This is a genomic window from Rhodopseudomonas parapalustris, assembly GCF_053772255.1.
The window spans coordinates 100,769-124,264 of sequence record NZ_JAMKBZ010000005.1 but is presented as its reverse complement, the minus strand read 5'-3'; the positions used below and the strand labels follow the sequence as shown (position 1 = coordinate 124,264).

General features: G+C 60.4%; 23 protein-coding genes. 9 read left to right on the top strand and 14 right to left on the bottom strand.

The window, feature by feature from the left end:
- Window positions 1-464: 464 nt before the first annotated feature.
- From M9H71_RS06820 to M9H71_RS06805, 4 genes are all read left to right on the top strand, one after another.
- Complete coding sequence (locus tag M9H71_RS06820; RefSeq protein WP_455404308.1) at window positions 465-1,664, top strand: protein rep; 1,200 nt, start codon at window positions 465-467, stop codon at window positions 1,662-1,664.
- 53 nt (window positions 1,665-1,717) lie between these two features.
- A complete protein-coding gene (locus M9H71_RS06815) occupies window positions 1,718-2,044 on the top strand; it encodes a hypothetical protein (protein ID WP_455404307.1) in 327 nt (108 codons plus the stop codon).
- Between the two features lie 61 nt (window positions 2,045-2,105).
- Window positions 2,106-2,327, top strand: a complete 222-nt coding sequence (locus M9H71_RS06810) for a hypothetical protein (RefSeq protein ID WP_455404306.1) — start codon at window positions 2,106-2,108, stop codon at window positions 2,325-2,327.
- A 302-nt stretch (window positions 2,328-2,629) separates the two neighbouring features.
- Window positions 2,630-3,940 carry an FtsK/SpoIIIE domain-containing protein gene (locus M9H71_RS06805; protein WP_455404305.1) on the top strand — a complete coding sequence of 437 codons (1,311 nt, stop codon included), beginning with the start codon at window positions 2,630-2,632 and terminating at the stop codon, window positions 3,938-3,940.
- Between the two features lie 219 nt (window positions 3,941-4,159).
- On the opposite strand, the gene M9H71_RS06800 is transcribed toward M9H71_RS06805, so the two are convergent.
- From M9H71_RS06800 to M9H71_RS06775, 6 genes are all read right to left on the bottom strand, one after another.
- Window positions 4,160-4,822 carry a DNA methyltransferase gene (locus M9H71_RS06800; protein WP_455404304.1) on the bottom strand — a complete coding sequence of 221 codons (663 nt, stop codon included), beginning with the start codon at window positions 4,820-4,822 and terminating at the stop codon, window positions 4,160-4,162.
- Window positions 4,823-5,047: 225 nt separating this feature from the next.
- Window positions 5,048-5,824 carry a hypothetical protein gene (locus M9H71_RS06795; RefSeq protein WP_455404303.1) on the bottom strand — a complete coding sequence of 259 codons (777 nt, stop codon included), beginning with the start codon at window positions 5,822-5,824 and terminating at the stop codon, window positions 5,048-5,050.
- Between the two features lie 157 nt (window positions 5,825-5,981).
- A complete protein-coding gene (locus M9H71_RS06790; RefSeq protein ID WP_455404302.1) occupies window positions 5,982-7,214 on the bottom strand; it encodes a type II restriction endonuclease in 1,233 nt (410 codons plus the stop codon).
- Window positions 7,214-7,666, bottom strand: coding sequence for a very short patch repair endonuclease (locus M9H71_RS06785; RefSeq protein WP_455404301.1), 453 nt, complete (start codon window positions 7,664-7,666; stop codon window positions 7,214-7,216). Before M9H71_RS06785 ends, M9H71_RS06790 begins: the two co-directional genes overlap by 1 nt.
- Window positions 7,659-8,927, bottom strand: a complete 1,269-nt coding sequence (gene dcm / locus M9H71_RS06780; protein WP_455404300.1) for a DNA (cytosine-5-)-methyltransferase — start codon at window positions 8,925-8,927, stop codon at window positions 7,659-7,661. Before dcm ends, M9H71_RS06785 begins: the two co-directional genes overlap by 8 nt.
- Before the next feature lie 116 nt (window positions 8,928-9,043).
- Entirely contained in the window at window positions 9,044-9,541 is a 498-nt protein-coding gene (locus tag M9H71_RS06775) for a deoxycytidylate deaminase (RefSeq protein WP_455404299.1), read from the bottom strand.
- A 17-nt stretch (window positions 9,542-9,558) separates the two neighbouring features.
- Between M9H71_RS06775 and M9H71_RS06770 the strand changes: the two genes are divergently transcribed.
- Complete coding sequence (locus M9H71_RS06770; RefSeq protein WP_455404298.1) at window positions 9,559-10,278, top strand: dCTP deaminase domain-containing protein; 720 nt, start codon at window positions 9,559-9,561, stop codon at window positions 10,276-10,278.
- 15 nt (window positions 10,279-10,293) lie between these two features.
- Here M9H71_RS06770 and M9H71_RS06765 read toward each other — a convergent pair whose 3' ends face one another.
- Genes M9H71_RS06765 through M9H71_RS06755 form a run of 3 tightly spaced genes read right to left on the bottom strand, consistent with a single transcriptional unit; the run spans window position 10,294 to window position 12,228 of the window.
- Window positions 10,294-10,887, bottom strand: a complete 594-nt coding sequence (locus M9H71_RS06765) for a recombinase family protein (RefSeq protein ID WP_455404297.1) — start codon at window positions 10,885-10,887, stop codon at window positions 10,294-10,296.
- A gap of 50 nt (window positions 10,888-10,937) precedes the next feature.
- Window positions 10,938-11,450 carry a hypothetical protein gene (locus M9H71_RS06760; protein ID WP_455404296.1) on the bottom strand — a complete coding sequence of 171 codons (513 nt, stop codon included), beginning with the start codon at window positions 11,448-11,450 and terminating at the stop codon, window positions 10,938-10,940.
- Between the two features lie 19 nt (window positions 11,451-11,469).
- Entirely contained in the window at window positions 11,470-12,228 is a 759-nt protein-coding gene (locus tag M9H71_RS06755) for an abortive infection family protein (protein WP_455404295.1), read from the bottom strand.
- A 366-nt stretch (window positions 12,229-12,594) separates the two neighbouring features.
- On the opposite strand from M9H71_RS06755, the gene M9H71_RS06750 reads away from it, so the two are divergent.
- From M9H71_RS06750 to M9H71_RS06740, 3 genes are all read left to right on the top strand, one after another.
- On the top strand, window positions 12,595-14,886 hold the full coding sequence (locus M9H71_RS06750; RefSeq protein ID WP_455404294.1) for an AAA family ATPase: 2,292 nt from the start codon (window positions 12,595-12,597) through the stop codon (window positions 14,884-14,886).
- A gap of 231 nt (window positions 14,887-15,117) precedes the next feature.
- Entirely contained in the window at window positions 15,118-15,513 is a 396-nt protein-coding gene (locus M9H71_RS06745; protein ID WP_455404293.1) for a GIY-YIG nuclease family protein, read from the top strand.
- Between the two features lie 105 nt (window positions 15,514-15,618).
- On the top strand, window positions 15,619-16,044 hold the full coding sequence (locus tag M9H71_RS06740) for a hypothetical protein (protein ID WP_455404292.1): 426 nt from the start codon (window positions 15,619-15,621) through the stop codon (window positions 16,042-16,044).
- Here the strand turns inward: M9H71_RS06740 and M9H71_RS06735 are convergent.
- The 5 genes from M9H71_RS06735 to M9H71_RS06715 all read right to left on the bottom strand — a co-directional run bounded on the left by M9H71_RS06735 (window position 16,004) and on the right by M9H71_RS06715 (window position 21,692).
- Window positions 16,004-17,098: a reverse transcriptase domain-containing protein gene (locus M9H71_RS06735; protein WP_455404291.1), complete on the bottom strand. Its 1,095-nt coding sequence runs from the start codon at window positions 17,096-17,098 to the stop codon at window positions 16,004-16,006. The two genes, M9H71_RS06740 and M9H71_RS06735, sit on opposite strands and share 41 nt — an antisense overlap.
- 314 nt (window positions 17,099-17,412) lie before the next feature.
- On the bottom strand, window positions 17,413-17,784 hold the full coding sequence (avd, locus tag M9H71_RS06730; protein ID WP_455404290.1) for a diversity-generating retroelement protein Avd: 372 nt from the start codon (window positions 17,782-17,784) through the stop codon (window positions 17,413-17,415).
- Between the two features lie 73 nt (window positions 17,785-17,857).
- Window positions 17,858-20,257 carry a phage major tropism determinant gene (locus tag M9H71_RS06725; RefSeq protein WP_455404289.1) on the bottom strand — a complete coding sequence of 800 codons (2,400 nt, stop codon included), beginning with the start codon at window positions 20,255-20,257 and terminating at the stop codon, window positions 17,858-17,860.
- Window positions 20,254-20,583 carry a hypothetical protein gene (locus tag M9H71_RS06720; RefSeq protein ID WP_455404288.1) on the bottom strand — a complete coding sequence of 110 codons (330 nt, stop codon included), beginning with the start codon at window positions 20,581-20,583 and terminating at the stop codon, window positions 20,254-20,256. The genes M9H71_RS06725 and M9H71_RS06720 overlap by 4 nt, the downstream gene beginning before the upstream one ends.
- A gap of 608 nt (window positions 20,584-21,191) precedes the next feature.
- Entirely contained in the window at window positions 21,192-21,692 is a 501-nt protein-coding gene (locus M9H71_RS06715; protein ID WP_455404287.1) for a hypothetical protein, read from the bottom strand.
- 917 nt (window positions 21,693-22,609) lie between these two features.
- Between M9H71_RS06715 and M9H71_RS06710 the strand changes: the two genes are divergently transcribed.
- Complete coding sequence (locus M9H71_RS06710) at window positions 22,610-23,494, top strand: phage integrase N-terminal domain-containing protein (RefSeq protein ID WP_455404286.1); 885 nt, start codon at window positions 22,610-22,612, stop codon at window positions 23,492-23,494.
- Window positions 23,495-23,496 lie beyond the last annotated feature (2 nt).

Below are 23,496 nucleotides of genomic sequence, written 5' to 3'. Positions count from 1 at the left end.
AGAAGTCCTGTACGTGCTATCTGTATCTTTACTAACCACTCGTTGGCTCAATGCGGTCTGGTCGCCAACGTAAGAGCGTGCTCCTCGGGTAAGACGCGCTCCTCCCTCAGCAGGCGATTAGCCATGAGGTCGAGTCGAAGTTGATCGACCGCCCATCGTAGCGCGCTGCTGGGCGTGCTCATTTTGAGATGGCAGGATTCCCTGGGTAGTGCCAGCTACTGTTGATAGGAGGAGCCTGTCCAGAATCCGAAGTAACTTTCCGGAATCAAAAGGGCCCCGACGTTGGCGCGTCGGAGCCCCATGGAAAACGGAAAGCAAGCCGCACCCGAATCGCGAAAAACAGGAGGGACTTAGGTCAATCCGCAATGGCACCATGCTCTGATGCGCCCGGCTCGTCAACAGGCGAGACCGGCACCGGCAGCGCTTTGTCTGGTGGACTTCTAGGTAGTCTAACCGATGTTCCGATGTTCTGCTCGGAGGTCGATCAGACTTCCTTCTATTCACCTGATACTACCGCCGACGATCTGGAAGACCCGAATCAGTGGCCGGACTCTATCTGGTTCCGATTACCGGACGACGAGGCGCCTGATTTCGGCGATGAGCCCGACGCGGGCAAACGCCTGGACAATCATGGCAAAGAACGCTGGGCCGCGTGGCAGCGTGACAAGGCCCCATTGTCAGAGGGGCTTAATTACATCGGAAAGCCAGAGCGGGCGCTTGCCTTACGCAACTGCTGCACCCGACTGGTGGTCCACCGTTACGAACACGGCCGCGTGGTGCAAAACCTCGCCGAATGCCGCGACCTTGTGTGCCCGACCGCAATGCGGTCGCGGTCACGCCGCCTGCTCCACAGCACGAAAGCAATTATCAAGCAATACCTGGAAAAGAACCTCGTCGTTCAGGGCCTGATGGTGACACTGACGGGTGGCAAGACCGTCCCCTCCCATCAACTTCCCCAACAGGTCAACGCACTCATCCGCACCTATGGCGAGCTAATGCGAAGCGTCATGGTGAAGCGCGCCGTGAAGGCTTGGGTTCGGGCTATTGAACTGACGTACAATCCGCAGACCGAAGAGTGGAACGTGCACCTGCACGCCATCTGGTTTGTCGACAGGCGCGAGTATTTCAAGCGCAACAGTCCCATCTACATTTCTCAAGAGAAGCTTGCAGCGCGCTGGCAAAAGCTGTTGCGGCTTGACTATCGGCCTGTCGTCGACATTCGGCCGCTGCGTGGCGTGAAATCCCCTCTCGGACCGGAAGGGGAGAAGTCGCTTTGCGAAATTCTCAAATACGTCCTCAAGCCCGGCAGCCTGGTGGTGACCGTCCATGGCAAGCCGATCCTTGTCGGCCGAAACACCGAGCAGCTGTACGACGACGGCAACGGCGAGGGTTTGCGTATGATGAAGTGCGTGCCGCTGCGCGCGGTATGCGATGCGCTGAAGTCCCGCCGACTGTTTGCCACCTCACGCAATCTCCAAGGCAACGAAGACCTCGATTTCACGGATGACCCGGACGCCGACGCAAAGGCGACGTCCGTCAATCTCGGCCGCTTTATCTGCACTGAATACTACGGGTGGCGGGTGCGCGGCCGGGACAGTGACTTCTTCCTCATCGGCAGGTCATTCGATGAGCCACGCATAGGGGGGTACGCCATGGGGCCATAACAGTACGACTTTGAGCGCAAACTCAACATTCATCGACCATACGGAGACCAGTAATGTCGGACTTTACAGACGCCGAAGTAATTCTGCGCGGCACGAGCCGGGGCACGCGGGAGAGCAGGAATGAGCGCGGCCAAGTCGTAAGCCACTCAGTCCAGCTCGTGAAGCGCAACTCCAAGAACGGCATTGAGGTAATGCAGGTGCGACTGCCGGAAGGTGCCGATCCGGCCAACTATGCGGATGGAAAGCCGGTCGAGATATCTGTGGACGTCTCGACTTACGAGGGAACGATATACTTCCGCGCTAAGCCCCAGGTCAACCTGAGGCCTGCCGACAATCGTAGCACCGACGCGTCCCGCAAACCCTCTGCGCCGATGACGTGACCTTGAGGACGACGAGGTCGCGCAATGGTGCGCGGCCTCGGACCCCGCTTGGAGGCGAACGATGAACGAAGAGAACACCATCAGCAAGTTTGAAAGGATCGACTGGCAGGCGATCGATATCGGGGCCGTTATTGCATTCTACGACCGCACGGGCCGCCCGCTGGGTGAGAGAGCGCTTTTAATTGCTCCGGTTGACCCTCGGCACCGCGAGGCATGGCAACGGGCCTGTATCGCCGACTATGAGGAGTATCGGCGCGCGCGTTGCGGTGCCTGCGACTCGTGAGGGCGATATGCAACGGGAAGTCCGGTCACTGCGCAGGCGATACAGCCAGATCGATTGGAAAGGCCTCGATCGAAGGCAGGTGATGGCGTTCTACGAGCAGCAAGGCAGGCCGTTGGCAGACCGCGTCTTGCTGGTCGCTCCCATCAATCCGGCCTATCGCGTGGTCTACATGCGGCAATGCCTTCTGGACGTGGCGAGCATCAGCGTGTGGCTGAGAGAGCGGACGAGCGCCGCCTGCAGAGCAGTTTAGGGATCAGCTTGAGCCGCACACGTGCGGCTCTTTCCATTTGGCGGAGGGATTCATGTTCGGCCGCGGTTTCATTTCGGCGCTCTTATCTCAATCCTCACCCCGACAATCAGGGGCGCAGGTCCGCCTGTCGCGTGACGACCTAATCGAGCGCGAGCGACAGGAATTTCGGAAAAACTTCGGGAGCTATTGGCAGGCTGAGTTCAAGATGTACGCTTGCCGGCAACAAGAGATCGCCCTGGCTCACTATCGCGGCGAGGCACTCTGCGACTACAGCCAGGTCGAGGGGGAACAAGCACATGCCTTCGCGGTCGATCGACACTGGGAGGATGACGTTACGGCTGACGCCAACCACACTATCAGCGAAATTCGTGAAGGCAATGACGCCCAAATGAAGCGCTGGGACGCAGCGATGAAGTCTGCCTTCTTGTACGACGACTACAGGGTCTCGCCAGGCGATGAGACCGTCATGGAAAAGCGGCGGGCTTCGCGAGCAGAGTTCCTTCGCTTGGCGAAAGAGAGGGTCGAAGAAGAAAGGCGTTACGTCCAGAAGCGGCGCACTGAGGAAGCGCAAAAGGCTGCACGCCAGGCTTCCCTGCAGCGACCAATCCCCCTCGTCGGCAGTACGCAGGGCATCGTGTTCGGCTCTGATGCAATCGACGGCACCGAACTCATCCTGCCCGTAAGCCGGATACAGCACATGCTGGTGGCAGGCGCCACCGGCTCCGGGAAGTCAGTTTTTCTTCACCAACTTGTCTCCCAGTTGGTGAAGTCAGACGAAGTAGACGGCCTGATCTTGATCGATCTAAAGGGTGGCGTCGAATTCAACCGTTATCGAACTGCCGCAAAGGTGATGGTGGTGTGGGAGTTTGCAGAGGTCATCCGAGTCGTCGACGAGTTGGTGACGATTATGAACGATCGACAGGAAGAGATGCGGCAAAGAGGCCAGCAAAACTGGCCGGGTGGGCGAATCTTCATCGTGATCGACGAGTATGCGGAGATCCAAAGCGATATCGACTCTGCCGAAACTCGCGAAGAGAAGGCCACGGTAAAGGGGCTGGCTCGAAATCTCGTTCGCATCGCGCGACGTGCTCGATCGCTCGGAATTGTTCTGATTTGCGCCCTGCAGAAGCCAACCACGGACGCCATGGATTCGGCGCTGCGCACCAACTTGAATTGCCGGATTTGCCTGCGTGTCGGCAGCAAGCAATTGGCGGCATCGGTCCTCGACGACCTGGACGACCTGCCTGTGGAGCCCACGGGGCTCCGTAGAGGCCGTTATATCTATTATGACCCTGCTGCCGGCGTTAGGCGCTACATGCAGACCCAAATCGCTCCAGGCGTCGATCTGGGAGGTTTCGCGTGAGGTGGCGAGGCCGTGAGCACGGCGCGCGAAGCGCGCCGCGCGCAATGGCCGAGACACCATTTTCCTTGATACTAAGAAACACCACAGCAAATTTGAGCCGTGTCCATATTCCCGGCAAGCCGGTTGCCCGAAGTAGTCGCAACAGGTGTTGCAAGGCGACGAGGGCCAGAGTGGCGGCGGTGTCGCCGGAAAAGCGGAGCAGGCGAAGAAGGTAGAAGCTCATGCTGCTGCCAGCCTCTTGGTGGCCGTTTCATGGTGCTTTGCGTCAAGCTCAATGCCGATACAGGGGCGGCCGGTCTGCTTGGCGGCCACCAGCGTCGAACCGGAGCCGCAGAACGGGTCAAGCACCAGGCCGCCAGGTGGGCAGAAAGCGTCGATAAGCTCAACCAGCGGGAAGACAGGCTTTTGCGTCGGGTGCAACGCGTTACGCGTGTACGACCACCTCAGCACGTCCGGCAGGGGTTTGTCCGGCAACGCAACGGCACCCTTCGCCAGCAAATAGCCCTGCTCGTGTCGGTGCTCCAGAAAGGTCCTCGATGAGGCATAGCGTTTGACGAAAACAACGTGGCCGACGACCCGAAAGCCGAGCGCCTTCCAGACCGTGAGAAATTTGTCGGCCGCGTTCCACCCGTAGAAGCTGAAGCAGAAGGCGCCGGGCTTGAGGACCCGGTAGACTTCGGCGAACGCGGGGAAAACCCAATCAAGCCTGTCGTCGTTGGCGATGGTCTGCCCCTCGCGTGAGCGATAGCGAACACAATAAGGGGGGTCCGTGAGGACAAAATCGACTGTGCCGCTGGGAAGGGCTCGCAGGCGCTCGATGCAGTCCCCAAGCAGGATGGCGGCGGTGTCGGTCGGTGCGGGCTGCCATGTTTGGATGTTCATGGCCTTATCTTTCATTGATTTACATTTTCAAGGTGGGCCGGGCCGCTGGCCGGGCGCGCAAGCGCTCGGCCAAGGCTCGGTCCATTTCTCTTGATACTTGAGACGGGCCTGGCCGCTTGGCGTCGCGCGGAAGGTGAGGTAGTTTCAAAGTTGGCGCCTATGGATGTGGCGCCGGGAAGGCCTCGATTGGATGCGAGGCCTTTTATTACCTGCGTGCTTCAATTTTCAGAGATCGAAACTGGAACGTCCTGCAACGCGTTTCATGTCCGAGCCGAATTCTGTCATCGGCCTGTAGAGGGGCGTGCCGTTCAAATTGACGGCGTAACTTTCGCGTCCCTCTGCGGCGATCTTGTTCATGATTGCCTGATGCGTCGCCACCGGCAAGTAGATCGCGCTGAATCCCATGCGCTTGAAAAGGCGCATCCGGCTTGTGGTCCAGAACTCATCTGGCTCATTGAAAAAGCCGAAACCAATACCCTCGATTGAGTTGGCAGAATAGAGCAGGCGCTCACGGGCGGCCTGTGTCTTGACGGAGATGAGCAGGTTTGTAGGGGCGCAGGGAATGAGAATGTCGCCCAGAGCCTGTAACTCCTTCATCTTGCCGACGTTCAGCAGCATATGGCCGGGGACGGTCCATGCCGGCCACTTGTCCCCGTCGAGCTGCATGCGCGGAATGCCCTCGTTCGCGAGCACCTCGCTGCAAAGAAGCTCCATAATGGTGCCGGCGTTCGTGCAGGGCTTGGCCGGGGGAATGGCAAAGCCGGCGCGACCGGGGTACTGGGCATCGAAAGCCTTCTCCACATTCGCTGACACCAGCTTGCCGATTGTCAGCTCACAGAAATGGATTGTCGCTTCGGGCGTGGCCTGAATGTCCAGCTGATTGAACAGACACGGACAGAGGTAGAGCAGGCGCGTCATCAGGGCTGCCACGTGCGTTGGCACGGGAAGATGGACAGGTACAGGTGCGGGTGCGCCGAAGTTGGCCTTCAGCGCTGTCAGCAACGGGCCCCTGTCGGCCGGGCGCGCTCTCAGCGCATCAGACGCGACTACCTCGTCCCACGATGAGGCCCCGTTTCCCGTCGGGCAAAATGGATGCAAGCACTTCATATTCGTCCCCCGGTGGCGAATTACGCGATTCGCTACCGGGAGGGGAGTCTGGTCAGCGCACCTGACGTTCCTTTACGACGCGGAGAAAGTCACTCACCGAGAACAGCCATGAGCGCTGGCTCTCGCGATAGGTCTGGTGAAGGCACGCCGGCAGGACCAGCTGGAGGGACTTTGCGCGCATTTCACTTGTCTGATTTTCGGATATGCCCGGCTCAAGCGTGAGCAGGTGTTTTTCGGTAATCCGCTGCGCTTCCGAAAGAACCTGTCGCCAGCGGTCCTTGCATGTTGATTTCGCGCCAAGCATCGTCAGCCGTGCTGCCGGAAATGCGGGATCGCGATACTCGTCCTGTCCAGGAAACAGGAAGTCCGGCTTGTTGTGATTTTCTGTCTCGGCCCCGCGCGCATAGCGCAGATCGTGGGCGGAAAACAGCGCCTCCAGATGGTTTTCAAGCGCGTGGCCAACGCGCGACTTGCGCCGCTGCTGGACGCTAAGCGAAAATGACAGGAATCCATCCACGTCAGCTCCGCTGCCGTCCCCGGCAAATCCGGCTGCGATACGATCTGCGACGATATGGCGTTCAAGACGACGGAAGAGCAGTTCCTCACGCTCCATCCAGGCGAACAGGACAGCATCCGGATTGTCGCGCGCGGAAACGTCCCTTAGCGTTTCGCGAGCAAAGGCAGAGAATTCCTTGGTCTTCGGAAACTTGGTTCCGAATCTTACGATCAGCGGGTCAAGAAAATCTGTTTCCGGCTCTTCAGGCTCGATGCCCAGTTCGTCAAGAATGTAACGGGCGGCAAAATCGAGCCGGCCGGAGTCGGTCCCGGTGATTTCACGGAAGGTGAACTGAAATTCGGGCTGCTCCTCAAGGCCGAAAAGCCAGAGCAACTGGTTCTGGATCGTGCTCTCGGCCGGCGTCACTATCAGCATGGCGCTGCCGTCCCGGCGCATGGCGAAAAAGAATGTATCGCCCGCCTTCATAAGCTCCGTGACGGCATTGCCGGGATAGTAAAGCCGGAATTCGGCCGAACGATGCGCCTGCGCCTTCCTCGAATCGTACCAGCTGACAGTCGTATCGTCGGTAATTCCCTCCTGCTCGTCACCGAGCCAGATGAACCGGGCAGGAATGCCGAGGCGGTCACTCTCGCCCAGAAGGTGACGCAGGGGACGCGATCCATTGAATTCGTGCTGGTTACTCTTGGTCGGTGTCGTCTCCACTACCGACAGCCGTTTGACGGCCACGCCTTCAAAGTAGTCCGATAACATCCCCCGCCGGAAGCTCATTACCCGCCCCGTATTTCAAGCAAAGGGGATTCGGAGCGCAGCCATGAGGCGCATCGGTCGACCACCTCCGTCAGCGGCAGCCGTGACCTGCCCTTCAGAGCGCATTCCCAGACCGTCGCGTGGCGCCAACCGGCGTCAGCCAGCGCCTTGCGGGTGCGCTGGTCATTCTCTCGATTTCGGGAAATCTTCGTCTGCCAGAATTCCGGCCTTGTCGAAGGCCATTTGAAAAGGTGGCAGTCGTGCCCGTGCCAGAAGCAGCCGTTCGCGAAGATAACCGCCCGCAGACCGGGAAAAACCATATCCGGCTTTCCGGGGAGTTTCCGGTCATGAATGCGGTAGCGCAGCCCCTTGGCATGAAGCGCCTTGCGGAGCAGCAGCTCGGGCTTCGTGTCGACGCCCCGGATGCCGGCCATCATCCGGCTGCGGACTTCGGGTGCAACGATGTCAGCCATGAGCAACTGCGGCCTGCCTGTCCGGCCTTGTGATTTGCCGCCGATCGGCCATCTGGACCGGGACGGTCTTTGCGAGGGCCGCTTCCAGGTGAGGCTTCATGGCTTTTGCAACGAATTCAACCACAGGGACGACGACGGCGTTGCCGAACTGCTTGTATGCCTGCGTATCTGATACTCCAATCCGGAACTTCCGCTTCTTCGTTTCAAAGCCCATAAGGCGTGCGCATTCCGTTGGCGTCAGACGTCTCGGGCGGTTGCCTGGCTGCGCAACAAGTATCTCCGACCCGTCCTTGTAGTAACGCGCAGATAGCGTGCGCGTTACATCGTCCGGACCGAACAGGCTGTAGCCGAAGCCGTTGCCGGCAGCATTGTGCTTGGCCTTGTAGTCCTGCAGATACTTCCACAGATGCGGTGTCAGCGTATATTTAGGGTCAACTTCGTCGGGGTCCTGCAGGATGCTGCCGAGCTTCGGCCCTTTTCCCGGGCCGGGCACCTTGAGAGCGTTGATATCGAACCCGGTGGGATCGCGAAAACCTACAATGAATATTCGCTCCCGCTTCTGAGGCACCCAAGGCTCGGAACTGATTACCCTGTACTGGACGTGATAGCCCAGCTCTTCGCGCAGAACGTTGATGATCGTTGCAAAGGTACGTCCCTGATCGTGCCGCTCCAGGTTCTTGACGTTTTCAAGGACGAACGCTGCCGGCCGGTGATGCGCGATGATCTGCGCTGTATCGAAGAACAGCGTCCCCTGGGTGTCGCAGAGGAAGCCGTGGGGCCTTCCCAGGGCATTTTTCTTGGAGACGCCGGCTATTGAGAAGGGCTGGCAGGGAAAACCGGCCAGAAGGACATCGTGTTCAGGGACGAGTTCCGGACGCGCGGAAAACTCCCGGATGTCCCCTGCGACCGTGTGATTATCGGGGAAATTGAGTGCATAGGTCTCCTGGCACTTCTTGTCCCACTCGGACGTGAATACGCATCGGCCGCCAATCGACTGGAAGCCAAGCCGCAGCCCCCCTATTCCGGCGAAGAGGTCAATGAACCGGAAGCCAGACTGCTCTTCTTCCTTCTGCACACGCTGCTCGGCTGCCTGGCGGAGGAGATCGCGCGCAAGCCTGGAAGGACGCGTCTCCCCCCGCTCGTACCGGTACACGGTCCCGATGGCCACCTTGAGGAGGTCTGAAGCTTCCGGAACGGTGAGGCCGGCCAGTTCTCGCAGCCGCTTGAATTCTGAAGGCTTTTTCTTTGTCTTTAGGGTCATGATGCCGAATCGGTGCTGGGTCAATTTTTGACACCCTGGCACTCGTCGTCCCCCTCAGCAATCAACCTGCGGACAAATGAGGCATACTTTCGCAGGTGCTCCGCTGCAGCCGCCTGTCAGTCGGGGCCACCGGCTACGAAGTCCACCGGGAAGAGCCGCACCTCTACGCCAGCCTCTCCCAGCATGATCGTGGCGACCTCGAAGCTGCGCTTGAAGACCTCGTCCCCTTCCGGGGCCCCAAAGCTGTTCAGTTCGACAATGCCACTCTGGATGATGCCGCGCGTGCAATCGGAACAGGGGAAAAGATTCGTGTACATACGGCAGCCCTCAGTGCTGGTTCCCGAGCGGGCGGCGTTGTAGATTGCATTCCGTTCGGCATGCTCGAACCAGTAGTATTTCTCTCCGTCCTGCCTCGAATGCCGATCCTCCGGTGCACCGCTGACGCGTCTGGGCAGTCCGTTGAAACCGATTGCGCGGATGTCGTTGGCCGGACCAACGATGACGGCACCCACCTTTCTGCTTCGATCCTCGCTCCAAGATGCAACCAGTTGACAAAGTTCAAAAAATCGCCGGTCCCATCTCTCGCGAGAGGTTGTGGTTTCGTTTGAGGTCATCTAACGGCAGGCTCTCAATGATTGTTGGCAAGGAAGTCCTCGATCGCGGACTCCTCACGGGCGGTTCGGTCGCTAACCTGAAGAACAGCACCTACGACCTCACCGTCGGGGAAATCGTGCCTATAGGCAAGAAGGCGATTCGGGCCAGGCGCAAGGATCCTCAGGTGTCGCCATACTTCCTTGAACCGCGGGAAATGGTGTGGGTGCTCTCGAAGGAGGAGTTCAACATGCCGGCCGACGTCACGGGGTTCGCCACCCTGCGCACGACATTTACAAAGCAGGGCATTCTTGCCCTGAACGTCGGCATCATCGATCCCTTCTTCAAAGGGCCGATCAGCACGGCCCTCATCAATTTCTCCGACAGGCCTCGAGCAATCCGGGTTGGCGATAAATTCTTCCGGATAGCCTTCTTCGCGCATTCCGATGTCTCGGAATTCCACAAGCACGAGGAAAATACCGAGCGCACGAGCTATCTGAAGGACCTCGAAAACGCTTCCTATGCGGACTTCTCGCCCAGTTTTATGAACATCCCATCGTTCGACGATGAATTCTATTTCAAGCAGTTCTGGCGCCTGCTCTGGGCGGGACTCACAGGAAGCAAATGGGTCAGCATCCCGCTTTCCTTTGCTGTGGTAGTCCTTCTCTGGTTCACTCTTGAGCAGACAGGGTTCCTGGCTTTTCTCACCGCCAAGTGGGCCTGGTTCGGGGAAATGTATAAGCAGGTAAAATTCTGGTAGGTAACTGGCAGGAAGTCAGCGATTTCGGTTGAGCCTGCCTATCGTCGTGTGTGCGACGTTGAAGGTGCGCGCGATTTCCCGCTGCTGCTCCCCCGCCTCCAGACGAGCCAGTGCTTGGCGGCGCTGCTCAAGGGTGAGTTTGAAAGCCCTGCCTAGCTTCACCCCCCTCGCCTTCGCCCGCTGGCGACCCTCGCTCGTCCTGGCGCGAATCAGTTCGCGCTCGAACTCGGCCAGCCCTCCCAGGATAGTCAGCATCAGACGACCGTGGGGCGTGGTGGTGTCGGCCCAGGCGTCGTGCAACGACCTGAACGCCGCTCCAGCTTTGCCGATGGTGTCGAGGATATTCAGAAGGTCGCGGGTGGAGCGGGCCAGCCGGTCAAGCCGGGTCACCGTGAGCACGTCGCCTGCCGAGAGCCTGTCGAGCGCCTTGCGAAGCTGATTGCGGTCCGTCTTGGCGCCGCTCGCCGTCTCCTGGAAGACTTCGTCGCAGCCCGCCTGCTCCAGCTCCGCGACCTGAGCGGCTACACTCTGGCCGTCTGTCGACACGCGGGCATACCCAATCTTCACGCTGGTAATTATGCACCAGACTTGCGCACCGGAAAAGCGCAATTAGCACGGCTGCTTATTTCTGGTGCGCAATTTGTGACTTGCGCACCAACCTAGACAGGCTTCTCGATGGTCGAAAAGAGATCACGGCCGCCACGTTCGGATAACACAAATGCGGCATGGGAGAGAATGCACCATCCCACTTCTTCTAGAACGCCAAACAGTCCACCGTAGTATTCGGTGGCCTCATCGTCGGTGTAGCGGCCAACCGAGTCAGAGAAATCGATTCCACTCGATTCAAGATCGCGAGCGAGAGCCATTGCATCTGAAAGAACTACTTCGTGCCCAAATATATGGGCGAAGTCGTTTCGAAATTCATTAAACCGATCAAGCGCTGACTTGTCGATAACCAAGATATAGCCGCGTCGCTGCAATTCATCGGTCTTATGCGGGAACGAAAGCCTGTAGATTCCATCGTCGGACCGGTACATCTTCATCATCTCAAGCAGAATGGCTTCCAAAGCAAGATGGATTTTCAGGACAAGAGCCAACACCTCCGAATCGGCGCCAAGGATTTGGCCAGTAATGATGTCATCGAGACGGACGTCTCTGCGCGGCTTCCTCAATCAACGCCTCCTGGCAGCATCACTTGCCCTGGCCGCGCTCAAGATGGGTTTCGACGAGAAACGTCGCGAGGGCGCCAGAGGTATTGACGGCGAGCTTGGCATGGCGCGCTGAAGGCCGCACCGGCTTTCCGCCCCGGCCGTGAGAATCGCTCAGGCGGTTGCGCAGGGTGCCAAGGCCGTTCACCAGATTCATCGCGCTGCCGAGGATCGCCTTGATCGGCTGTTCCGTATGCTGGTCGGGCGCCAGATTGAGCTGCTTGGCCACGCTGATGTAAAGCGCCGGTAGGTCGTCCTTCTCCGAATAGGACTCACCCAGGTCATCCAGAATTCGCTTGCAGACGGTTTCCAGCAACGTCCGGGCTATTGTGATTGCCCCTTCGGGATCCGCGTTGCGGCGACTCAACGCCTTCTCCCACACCACATGCACACCCTCCGCATCAAACGACGCCAGCGCGTCCGAAACGACAGTGTCGCCGGGCGCGCGCGTGCGCCGTTCCAGATGGTCATATAAGGGTGCGAACGCTTCGCCGATGAACCCCCGTCTCTCCGCGTATGAGCCTGCCTTTTCCTTGATGAAGGGCCAAAAGACATCCAGCGTCCGGCATGTTCTCACAAAGGGAGGCGCGAGTCGCGAAAGCTCGGGGTCGTCCAGCACCAGGTTGCGGAGAGAAAAATAGTGACGGCTGCTGGCAGTCAGATCGCCCGTCGCCCGCGCAATCAGCAGGTTCTCCATCATCTGGACCTGTTCCAGTCGGTCCGAGGGAATGTCGTCAATCATAGAGCGGCACTTAGCACAAATTCGGCCTGCTCAGTAGCATCGATATTTGCGGGCCACGCGCGGGGTCACGGCGTTTATGCTCAAGATGTACCAGGTACCGGGGCCGGTTGGGCGTCCTGTTTGCCCTGCGTGAGGGATCATTACTGGATGGGCAAGACGGCAAGCTCCAACCCGGTGCAGACCGGGCTAGAGCCCGGCCGCCACAGGGCACGCTCGACTACCAGGGCATCGGCGCAGCTCAACTCGAAGCTCGCACTCGTCTAGATCGATTTTGCCATAGCGCACTTGCTTCATATCGGCGATATTAAAACCCGGGGAATCTGGATGCACTCCCCCGCCATTTGATGAAGGATTTGGGGACGATTTATGTTGGAACGCATATCGCTGCTGAGAAACGTGGGGCAGTTCGACTCCGTAAACTCCGGCGCTCAGATCCCACTCTCCAAGCAAACATTTATCTATGCTGAGAATGGGCGCGGTAAGACCACGATTGCAGCTATTCTTCGTTCGCTAAGTGAGGGCGCAGCTCAACTCATTAATGAACGGCAGCGCCTGGGAGCGCAACATCCGCCACACGTCGTGCTGACGATAAATGGAGCGCCGACTGTTTTCCAGCAGGGTGCATGGCCAGCGCCGCTTCCAAGCATTGCCGTCTTTGATGATGCGTTTGTTGCGGCGAACGTATGTTCTGGGATTGAGATTGAGGCGGCGCATCGCCAAAACCTTCATGAGCTGATTCTGGGGGCGCAGGGAGTTGCTCTCAACACGGCACTACAGAGACATGTTGCGGCTATTGAGGAGCATAACCGACAACTGCGCCTCAAGCAGGAGGCCATTCCGGCCGCTGTTCGTGGAGCACTAACGGTCGATGCATTCTGTGCATTGGCCGCAGACGCCAATGTCGACCAAAAGATTCAGGAGGCCGAGCGAAATCTCGCCGCGGCGAGATCAAGCGACACGATTAGGCAAAGGCCGCTTTTCACTAAACTCTCGCTGCCCTCGTTCGACACTGCCGCCCTAAACACCGTATTAGGACGAGATTTGGCTGATCTGGAGGCAGCCGCTGCCGCACGCGTAAAGGAGCATCTGCGTCGTTTGGGCGAGGGTGGTGAAGACTGGGTTGCCAATGGCATGCCGCGCATTTCAAGGGCCTCCGACGGACGAGCTAACGAGGTTTGCCCCTTCTGCGAGCAGGACTTGCGTGGCTCTCAGCTGATTCGGCACTATCAGGCCTATTTCAGCGAAGAGTACGAAGCTTTGAAGGCGGCAATCACCGCCGCCGGTCGAGGCATACATGCGGCTCACGGAGGCGATATTCCTGCAGCCTTCGAAAGAGCGGTCCGTGTAGCCGTGCAAAATCGGGAATTCTGGTCAGAGTTCACGGATGTGCCGGAGATTGATCTTGATACAGCGGAAATTGCCCGAACCTGGACGGCCGCTCGTGAGGCTGTGCTGACTGTCCTTCGCGCCAAAGCTGCCTCTCCTCTCGAAACGGCCCAGCTCCCTGCGGACGTTCTGGCGGCAATTGAGGAGTACGACACCCAACGGACGCTCGTTGAGCGCCTCTCTACGGCTCTGCAAGCCTGCAACCAGCCGCTCGCCGTCGTCAAAGAACAGGCTGCTGTCGCAAATGTTGCCACCCTTGTCGCAGACCTGGCACGGTTAAACACAGCTAAGGCCCGCCACGAGCCAGCAACCGCGGCCCTCTGCGACGATTACCTTGCAGAGAAGACAGCGAAGGCTGCCACAGAACGCCTTCGCGTTGCAGCTCGCTCCCAATTAGACCGATATCGTCAGACTATCTTTCCGGCTTACGAAGCGGCGATCAATGTCTACCTACAGCGCTTCAACGCGGGTTTTCGTCTTGGCGCCGTGACTTCGGTTAACAATCGCGGCGGCTCATCGGCCACGTATAATGTGTTGATCAATAACGTCGCCGTTGCTCTGACGGCAGACACCGGCCCCTGCTTCCGCAACACTATGAGCGCAGGCGACCGGAATACGCTGGCATTGGCGTTTTTCTTTGCCTCGCTAGACCAGGAGGCGCAACTGGCGGACAAGATCGTCGTCATCGACGATCCCATGACCAGCCTCGACGAGCACCGTTCTTTGACGACGGTGCAGGAGATGCGCCGCTTGAGTGACCGTGTTTCTCAGATGATCGTGCTTTCCCACTCGAAGCCGTTTCTTTGCGCCCTGTGGGAGGGCGCCGACCGCACGACACGGTGCGCAATGAGGATCGCGCGGGACGGCTCGGGGTCGACCCTGACCCTCTGGGACGTCAACCAAGATTGCATCACAGAGCATGACCGGCGCCATGAACTGGTAAGAGCGCATTTGCTTTCTGCTGATCCGGCACGCGAACGCTCTGTTGCAGCTGCCCTACGGCCCATCCTTGAGGTCTATATGCGGGTTGCGTATCCAGCCAACTTCACTCCCGGCATGCTGTTAGGCCCTTTTCATAACCTCTGCGCTCAGCGAGTCGGCCGGGCTGACCAGATTTTGTCTGCTGCAGACGCGGCCGAACTTCGCTCCCTGCTCGATTATGCCAACAAGTTTCACCACGATACCAATGCTGCCTGGGAGACCGAGGCTATCAACGATCAAGAGCTTACGCATTTCTGCGAGCGGGTATTAGCGTTTACGCAACGCCGATAATCACGATCGATGGCGATGGGCCACTTGCTGACCGACTCCGAACGAACCTTCCTCGCCAGCCAAGGGTTGGGACCTGAAGATGTAATGGATGTGAGGGGCCTACCTCAGCAGCTTTGGTTTAGACAAATCGATGAGGCGGGTAAAACCGTGGCTCTTGGTAGTCCGTGTAGAGTGGCCGGGCATCGTCTACGGTCACGCCGTGGACATTGCGTCCAATGCGACACCAGCAAATTGGGCTACCAGGCACACTACGCCGAGGACAGGTACGTCTATATCGCAGGCTCAGCCTCTGCCCAGCTCATCAAAATCGGCAACTGCCGCGACACCAACCAGCGGGAAAACCAGATCAGGAGCGAACGGTATGGCGGCGCCCGCGACTGGGAAATCTTGTACTGCGTCCACGTTCGGCGGGCAGGCGCCGTCGAGGAAGCGGCGCGTGCGTTGCTTGCACCTCACCGGGTTGCCGCCGACTATTGGAAAAACGGCCTGCTACAAACCGGCATCGAGCTGTTGAGGTGCTCATACAGCCAGGCGGAAGCAGCCCTCATTGAGGCTTCGAGAGACCAGCGGCTGGGTGTCCCCTGGAAGGCCCACAGGCGCACGAGCACCTACGAGTTTGAACCCTAGAAAGAGGCTTGATCGGGTTGACACGACCCGTGGGCGGCTCCCCTGCGCTACGTATCTATTCCTAGTGGCATTGCCGCGGGCCGATTCGCCCGCTGTATTGCGGCCGTGGGCACGAAATCCAGAGAGGTCATTTTCGGCAGCCGCATCCGCGGCGCGCAGATGCGCGCCCAGGCCGCGCGTGAACGCGCAACGCAAGCCGTGCGTGATGCCGACCAGGCGGAAGCCGCCGCGTGGTCAATCCGCATGGAGGGTTATGGCGGCCCGGCCCAGCCATCGCCCACCATCGCTCAGTGCCTGAACGGCGGAATGGGCTGGCTTGAGGTGAAATGCCTGCGGTGCGAAACGCGCGCCAGCCTTCCCCTCGACGCCATCCGCCGCCCGCGTGACACCCCCATCTGGAAACTCGAAGCCTCACTTCGCTGCCGGGCCTGCAGCACGCGGCGCTATCGCCCGCCGGTGCGGCTGGTGAAGCTGACCGAACGGCAGGAAATCACGCCGTATCGCTGGGATCACCCCGGCGACGAGCGCTAGGTACATCCGCCATGCTTTCGCGCCACCAGCTGAAATCCGGAAGCGCTAGTTGCCGCTCCAAAACGGCGAATGGTATGGGTGGCTTCGTATAATGAGACGATTCCACCTGGCGGGAGGCCAGCAGCAGGCGGCATTTGAGGTTGAAGCTGTCGGCCCAGCTCAAATGGCCCATCCATGCCGCCAAGAACTTCTCGGCGCTCTGGCCGCGTTGCCTGAAGCGTAGCAGGCGCCTGCGCGCCCTTACCACGCTTTGCTTGCGCAGCAGCTTGTGAGAGGCCCACACCCGAAATCCGAGAAAGTTGACGCCGCGCGAAACACTGGCCACGCTCCATTTGCTTAGCCGCAGGTGCAGTCGGTCGCGGGCAAACCACTCAATCTCTTCCTTCACATGCCTCAAGTGCGCAGGGTCGGCGCCCAGCACCACCACGTCATCCATGTAGCGGAACCAGTGCTTTTCGCGCAGGTGGCATTGCAGGTATCGATCCACTTCATTGCCATAAACATTTGCCCACAGCTGGCTGGTGAGGCTGCCGATAGGGACGCCGCAGCCGGTGTCCGGAGTGATGGCCTCGATCATCCGCAAGGTACGCTGGCAGCTTATCTTGCGGCGGATGAGCCGATGCAGAACGGCCCTGTCTATCGAGGCAAAGTACTTCGAGAAATCGGTCTTCAACGCGTAACACGGCGTCCCCAGCCGGCGCAGGGTCGCTTGCAGGTTCTTTACGCCCCCATGGGTGCCCCTGCCCACGCGGCAGGCGTAGGTGCGCGGCAACAGGACCTTTTCAAAGATGGGGCCGATGACGTTGCAAAGTGCGTGCTGGGCAACCCGGTCCCGGAATCCCAGCGCCGCGATCGGGCGCGGCTTGGGCTCGTACACCATAAACTGGCGCACCGGGCCGGGGCGGTAGGTGCCAGCGGCAACATCGTCGGCCAACTCTTTCAAATTGACATCGGCGTATTCCTTGAATTGAAGGTAGCCGTAGGTGTGCCGGTGACCTTTCAGCGTCCGCCGGTAGGCTTCGCGCATGTTGGCGTCGGAAACGATCTTCTCCATGAGGTGACGATACTTGCGGCCCATCAGCGGACGGCGCAAGCCGGTCGCGGGTTTCGAGGGTCTACTCCCCGCTGTACCGGACCTCTCGATGTATTCGCCGAAGCGGGATAACCAGGCTGACCACCTTCATTGACTATGGTCGGCCCACGCGGCCTTGACCAGCGTGGAGCGGAAAACGGGTCGTCACAGCGGCCCCGGGCCCCGATGTTGACGTTGGAGTTCCATGGATAGTTGTTCCAGTTGGACGCGCGCGAACCGGAGTTGCCCGCGTTGTTCCAGTTGCCGCCAAAGAGCCCGTGGCACATTGGCCCCGGTCACCCCCTACCCTTCGTGGACTTGATCCACGCCCCAAGCATCGCCCCCACCTCGGCCACCAGGGCTTGAGCCGTCCGGTGCTGGTTGGTGGTGATGAGCCTGCGGCTGTTTTCGGCCGCAAAGTGTAGCCAGTAACGCAGCACGCCCAAGTTGGCGTCCGCGGAATAGAGGCGGGAGACTTGACCGGATTTTCCCGCGAGCACGAACAGCTCAATCTGCCCGAACAGCGTGCGCAGCATCATGTCGCGCGCCACCCCGTGCTTGCGCGGGATGTTCTGGAAAATCGGGTAGCAGTAGTTGATCACCTGTTCGTACTTCTCAACAATCGCCATTTGATCATATGTGGCGGTTTCGTCCTTGACGATCGTCATGTCGAAGTCTTTTATTTCAATGCTTTGTATTACAAATGGCTCACAATTTCTGCGGGGAGCGCTATCGCGCCCCCTATTCAAGTCGCAGGTGGTCACAGCGGCCCCGGGCCCCGAAGTTGACGCTGGAGCTCCATGGATAGTCGTACCAGGCGGACGCGCGCGAACCGGAGAGGCCCGCGTCGTACCAGGTGCCGCCAAAGAGCCCGTATACAATCCCGTGGCCGCCTTGAATGTAGACCTGACCACGACCACCGTTCACGTTGTTCCATGCCCAGGTGCTGCTGTCGTACCTGTAGCTCTGGTCTCTGCTCCAAACCCACATCTGCCCTGTGCTTTGCATCAGGCCCCATTTGCTGGTGTAGGTGGCGCTCAGGCCGGTGGTCACCGGGTCTGCGCCCGAAGAGCTGTTCTCCGTCGTACCGTACGCGGCGGTCATGAATTCGCTCTGGCTCAGCAGTTCCTTGCCCTGGCTTTTCATGATCTCGGCGGCGGCGTACCAATCCAGAGTACTGTAGGCCGTGCTGCCGTTGCCGCCGAACATCGCGGGCACCTTGGGCGGGTTGCCGCTGTCGGCGATGGTTTTGTTGTAGGCGCTGGTGCCATTGGTGTCCGGGTCGGTGTTCAGCAAATAAATATCCACCCAAAAGCTGTTGGCCACCAGCGTCATGCCGCGCGGGTCGCATTTGGGGCGCCAGTGCAAATCCCACAAGCTGTAGGCGTTGATGGCGGGCGTGCTGTCGCCCCCCGATTGCGCGGTGGCGTTGCCGCCGGGGGCGTAGTGGAAGCCGCCGATCTTGCGGTAACCGCCCGTGCAGCTTGTGGTGCTTGTCCAGTTGCTGTCGGCCACCGCCGTGCCGTTGCCGCAGGCGTAAATGGCATAGTCGGTGCCAGCCGTCAGGCTGGGCATGCTCACCGCTGTGGCGCCCGCGTAGTTGACCGTATAGGTGCCAACCTGCACCACGGTGCCCGCCTTGATGCTCACCGTCCCCGCGCCGGTTTTGGTAAAGGCCACGCTGTCCGGGTCGGCCTTGTAGAACATCCCCGCCATCACTGGCACGCCATTGGCGGTAACGCCCGTGGCACTCACCACGCCGCTGGCATTGATGTTCCCCGCCCCAACGCTACCCAGCGACGCCGTCGAAGCGCTGATGGCGTTCGCATAAACATTGGTGGCCGTAACAGTCCCGGTCAGCGTCAACAGCCCGGCGTTGTACGTAAAGTTGGGGCTGCCCGCAAAGCCGCCATTGCTGTTGTACTGCACCTGCGTATCGCTGCCCGCCACCAGGCTGCTGCTTACGGTGCTGTAGGTGCCCCCCACGCCGCTGTATTGGCAAAAGGTGACGGCAACGTTTTTGGGGCGGGTTTCGGACGAAACACGCGGTGAGCCATAACTGCCATAAGTAGAAAAGCCACTGGGTGCTGCCGGCTTCAAGTACCATGCCGAAGCCCCTAGATTTGAACCAGACGCAGTTCCTTGCCCATTATATGAGGCATAGTCCCCGCTATGTGTATGTCCCTGAAACGCATCCGCCTGATAAGCCCCCGCTGCGCGCGTGCCATCCGGGTCTAACCCCGCCCCGTTATCAATGCCGCGCAGAAAGGCCCCGCGCGCAGCGGTGTATTCCGTCCACCCTGCCGGGCAGCTGGCGCTGGCAAACGCCGCAATGGTGCCAGCGGGCACGCCAATGCCCACGTTGCTCCAGCTGGTGCCGTTGCACAGCATCAGGCTGCCGCTGGCGTAGGTCACACGCCCGGCGGTGCTGGCGCCGCACACGGTGGTGTCGCTGGTCATCTGCACGGCGGTCGACGAAACAATCCCCGCCGTCAGCGTCGTAAAACTGGCCTGAGCGGTGGTCACGCTAATCCCCGGCACCACCAGCCGCCCGGTCGTATCAAAGTAAGCCGTACCGCTTACCCCGCCGGTGGAAATACTCACCGTACCGCCATTCCCAGCCACCACGTTGGCCGATGTGCTGACAATGCTGTCTCCGCTCGCCCCGCCGGTCACCGCCACGCCGTTGACGTACAGCGCGCTGGTCGAAATCATCCCGCTTGCCGTCAGATTGGTGGCCGAAATGTTCGTTGCCGCCAGCAGGCCGGACGCGCTGTTGTAGGTAAGGCCGCTGTTGCCTTCGAGCTGGTTGCCGCTGCTCCAGTAAGCCAGGTAGGTGTTGGCGCCTGTCCCGCCGTTAACGGGCGGTGCCGCGCTGGCACAGTTGATCTGGCTGCCGTTGGTGGTGCACCACTGCCCCGAACTGCCAAGAGTGCCAATGCGGGGGTCGGCGCCCCCGCCCAAAGTGACGCTGACCCCACCGGCCATGCTCACCCAGTTGGTGCCGTCGCAGTACACCATCATGTTCTGGTCGATGGCGTAGACCTGGTCGCCCCGATTGCCGGGCGGGGTTGTACAGGCGGCGTGGACGCTTCCGGCGACCAGTCCTGACAAGAGAGCGAGCGTCAGCCGAAGCTTCATTTGTCGCGCAGCTTCGTTACGGTCTTTTCAAGGGCGTCGACGCGGGCCTTGAGCTGGTCGATCTCCCAGACGGTTCTTGCGGCAAAATCGTTGGCGGGCACAACGCCCGAAACTTCGCGAATATCGCTGACGCGGATAATGCGGGGGGTGTATTCCTTTGCGGCCGACGCCTGAACCTCGGCAAACGACGGCGTACCTATGGCGCAGAGAAGTACGGTTGCCTGCCCGAGCCTTACTTTTGCGATCGCCAACACCACCGTCCCTTTCGTCACCGGGTTGAGCGGCCACCAATGAGGTGGCCGGGTGTTATCAACCGTCAGTAACAACGGCGCGATGCCTTTAGGCCTGACCCTGGACAGGACACCACCACCCGGCCGTATGGGGCGAGCGCTTGTGCGTCCGTACACAAACAGCACCAAATGGTGGTGCCCGCCAGTTACTGATGGGGTTGATAGCCCCAGCGCATGAGATTCCCCTTGCGCCCTTAGCACTATGCGACCGGCCCTCCGGGCCGGGCAATCGACGTGCCCAAAGGCGCGCCAACCATGTTGCTGATTTGAAACGGCCAAGCCGGATTTCGGCTTAGGCCGATGGCAGCCAAACGCCTCACACGTAGCGGTCGGGTCAAGGCCGCGTAGCGCCCGCAGGGCCTGGCCTTGAGGCAGACGGATGGTGAGGCCCCTTCCCTATCTCATTGCCTGAAGGGGAGACATGCAGCCGCAGGAGCATCAGCATAGCGCCGCATTAGCGGGATGCGGGACCGACTGCGACGCGAGGACCGGTTAGCAGGGCTGCCGCAGGAGCATCGTTTGGAGATGCGGGACCGACCGCCCCCGGCCGAGCGTTCAATATGGCCTTGCGCGAGGGATCGTCACCGTATGGCGGAGACCAAGACTCCGGGCATAGCCTAGAGCCCGGCCTGAACGGCGCGCGCTTACTTCAATGTCACCGCCCGAACGAAAGCCGTATAGAACGGCTCCGTCAGCGAAACCGGCTGTGCCAGACCGACGGAGAGCGCCAGCGTGAGCTTTCCGTTGCGCCGAATGGCCGGAACTTCATCCAGCTGGTCCAGACGCACCCAGTAGCCGTCCTGGCCGCCCTCAGGGTCAAGGCAGGCGAAGTACACGGTGAGATGAAACAGGCGCGCGAAATTGCGGAGCTTCTGCACCTCGCCGACATCGAAGATCAGATCCCCGGCATAGATGGTCTTGGCTTTGACGTCGAAGGCGACCAGCCCGAGGCGTGGAATGCCGACCAGATAATCCGGCCGCTTGATCTGGCCGCGCAGGGGGGCGGGCACGGTCAGCGGCGACTGCTCGATGTAGAGGTGGGGCAGAACCGAGCCATCCAGCCATGCCTGGAAAGTGCGCTCGGCAGCAGCGCCCTTGGCCGCGTCTGCGGCGGTGATGCGTTGGGCGGGCCGGTGTTTCGGCATGCGGACTCATGGAGGCACGCAAAAGCAGCTCCTGACGCGCTGCACCTGTCCGAACGGACAGGCCCAGGACACCCTCGATGGGTGGCGCGGGCCTCTGGAAGGACGGAGGCGAACGCGCTCCCACATAGCGCCGTAGAGAGCCGGAGTCCTTCCACGGCCGCAAGGCCGTTGGCGGGGCTGGGGTGCAACCCGAGGGAGCTGGAAGGCACCAGCCCTAAGCTCCCTGCCTGGGGTGCGGGGGCGGCAGCGCCCCGCTGGCACGCTGGAAGGCACAAGCCCCAAGCGGGCCACGGGAAGGGGTCGGGAAGGCCCCCTGCCCGATGCCGACAGGTCGGCAACACCGGCGAACAGCCCTGTCACTACCCGTAGTGACAGGGCGAGCCGAACGTGAACCCGCCGAACTTGAATTCCGCACATTTCCGCGAATTCCCAGCCGTTCAACACGTGTGGCGCGCGACTGTCAGAAACGAGTGGCGACGAGTGCCAGAAGATTTCGTCAGGGGTAGTCAGGCCCCTGACCGGTCACACGCCGCCGGGCTTCCAAGGCCGGGAAAGAGAGACACACTTGGCCTTCGGGCCACGCACACTTCAACGGAGAGAACCGATGTTGATAACTTTGTATGACAAAGACGCGAGCCGGACGCCTTCCGGCAACCAGGCCGACTGTGAAAGCCCCACGGGCACGCCAGCGGCAACCGACAAGAGGAAGCGACATGAGTAGCGCAACGAGTACGGAGATGAAGATGAGGCCATGCGACAGCCCAACCGTCCCCGAGGGGCGAACGGGTCGCGGACTGAGAGGAGAACAGCCGATCTAGCTAATCGGACGTCGACCAATCCGCCAGGGATGGCGGGCCGTGGTGGCGCTAGATGCCCACGCGGCAGGTCATAAGCACTAACCAAGGAAAGCCAACGATGTGGACGCACTGGAATACGACCTCAAAAATCTGACCCTCAAGGGGGACGGATCGCATCTGACCCGCGTCCAGCGGCACAGGGGCTTGCAGCTGGTGGCACGCGAACTGCGCGGCCTGGGCTACAGGCTCCCTGGTGCGGCTTCGTTGAAGCCCAAGCATATTGAAGCGCTGATATCCAAATGGAAGACGGCGGGCCTCACCTCCGGCACGATGAAGAACCGGCTGGGCTGGGTACGCTGGTGGGCGGGACGCATTCGCAAGACCAGCGTATTGCCCAAGGCGAATGCCGAGCTGGGCATTGAGGATCGCCATGCCTTCAAGGGCAATCGTGCCCGCATCACGCCCGGCGAGATGCTGGCCGCCCTGCCCCGGCGCATGCAGCTGGTCATCCGCCTGCAAATGGCATTTGGGCTGAGGCTTGAAGAGAGCCTTAAATTCCGGGCCGGTCAGGCGGACCAGGGCAACAGAATTGAACTGCAGGCGAGCTGGTGCAAAGGCGGACGGGCGCGGGAGATTCCGCTCACCCACCCGCGCCAGCGCGCGCTACTGGATGAAGTGCGCGCGTTCTGCGGCACCGGCTCGCTGATTCCGGAAGGCAAAACCTATATCGCCTTCAGGCAGGAGGTCGAACACGCCGCCGCGCGCACCGGCATCCGCAACCTACACGGACACCGGCACTGGTACGCGCAATGGCGCTATCAAACCCTCACCGGGCGCCTCTGTCCCGCTGCCGGTGGCGCCACGTATGAGCAATTGAGCCGCGCGCAACGGGCGGCGGACTACCGAGCGCGCATGCAGATCAGCGCAGAGCTTGGACATGGCCGCCTCGAAGTAACGGACACCTACCTCGGCAGCCGCTTTGCGGCAACGGGAGGTGACCGATGAAA